We start from the raw sequence: 1453 nt of genomic DNA on the forward strand, positions 1-1453 counted from the left end.
AGCCGGGGCCCCGGCTGCGGATGACCATCCGGATGTGGATCACCGCCGTGGAGGCGGCCTCGCTGATCTGGCTCGACGAGGACAGGCAGCTGCCCGTCGGCGAGCTGCGGGACTGGCTCGTGGAGCAGTTCCTGGCCGCCCTGGAGGTGACCGCGCGGCGCGACGCGGAGACCGGGGTCCTCGTCCGGGCGCTGTCGGGGGACGGCTGACCCGTCGGACGGACGGCCGGTGGACGCCCGACGTGGGGGCATGACCGACACTGGTGCCGTGAAAAGTCAGGACACCCCCTTCGAGGGCGGACCGATGGACGGGCGCGTCCTGCCCGTGCTGCTGGGCATCACCGGGCACCCGCCCAAGACGTACCGCATCCCCGTCCCGGCCCCGGACGGCGGCCCGCCCACGGTGCTGGTCTACCGGCGCGTGCCTCGGGGGCAGAGCGACCGGCTCGGACTGACCCAGGGGTGGAAGTACCGGTACGACCCGGACGGGGCGGCGACGGCCGACCGCCCGAGGTGGCCGTGGTCCGGGCGCACCCGTGATCCGGCCGCCGATCCAGACGCCACGCCGCGCGGCAAGCCGGACGACGCCGACGGGTGACACCGTTGCGCCGAACCGCGCACACCCGGCGAGCGGACCCGGCCAAACCGCCGGATGCTCGCGATGCGGAGCGGATGAGCCGCCCGCATCGGAGGTGATGAGGTGTCAAGAATGCTTCTACGTCTGGCGTGTACGGCGGCGGTCGCGGTCGGCACCGTTCTCGCGCCGGGGCCCGCTAAGGCCCTTCCGGAACCGCCGGAGAGCACCGCGACGGAGCTTTCCGGGGACAGTACGGCCGCCACCGAGGCGACACCGCCCGATGACCGGTCCGTCGCCGAGCTGCTGACGGACCTTCAGCGGCTGTACCGCGAGGCCGGGAAGGCCACCGAGGCCTACAACGCCGCCGAGGAGCGGCTGGCGAAGCAGCGCGCCGAGACACGACGGCTGGACCGTGCCCTCGCCGTCGCCCGGCTCTCCCTGCACGACAGCCGGGGCGCGGCCGGGCGGCTGGCCCGGCAGCAGTACCAGGGCAGCACCGGGATCTCCCCGTACGTGCGGCTGCTGCTGGCCCGCGATCCGCAGCACGCGCTCGACCAGGGGCATGTGATCGGGCGGCTGGCACGCAACCGCGCGGACACGGTGGGGCGGCTGACCGGCAGCGAGCAGCGGGCCGAGACGCTCGCCCGGCGGGCCCGCAAGGCGCTCGACGACCAGCTCGCCCTCGCCGAGCAGCGCGAGAAGGAGCGTGACGCGGTGCGCGAGCGGCTCGGCGAGGTCGAGGAACTGCTCGCCTCGCTCACCCCTGAGCAGCTGGCGGCACTCGCCGAGCTGGAGCGGACCGAAGTCGCCGAGGACCAGGCGGAGTTCCTGGCTTCCGGAGCCCTCGGCGCGCCGGGGGCTCCGGAAGCCAGGAACT

Annotated in this window: 2 protein-coding genes and 1 pseudogene; all 3 read left to right on the forward strand. The window is 74.4% G+C overall.

The window, feature by feature from the left end; translation table 11 throughout:
* Positions 1–209 (forward strand): annotated as a pseudogene (locus AOK11_RS22635) (TetR family transcriptional regulator); the annotation flags it as partial.
* 58 nt (positions 210–267) lie between these two features.
* Entirely contained in the window at positions 268–597 is a 330-nt protein-coding gene (locus AOK11_RS22640) for a hypothetical protein (RefSeq protein ID WP_055595564.1), read from the forward strand.
* Positions 598–699: 102 nt separating this feature from the next.
* Positions 700–1453: coiled-coil domain-containing protein (locus tag AOK11_RS22645; protein WP_420903008.1), on the forward strand; the 754-nt coding region annotated here is incomplete at its 3' end.

The sequence above is a fragment of the Streptomyces hirsutus genome, from assembly GCF_001418415.1.
GTDB classification, from domain to species: domain Bacteria; phylum Actinomycetota; class Actinomycetes; order Streptomycetales; family Streptomycetaceae; genus Streptomyces; species Streptomyces hirsutus.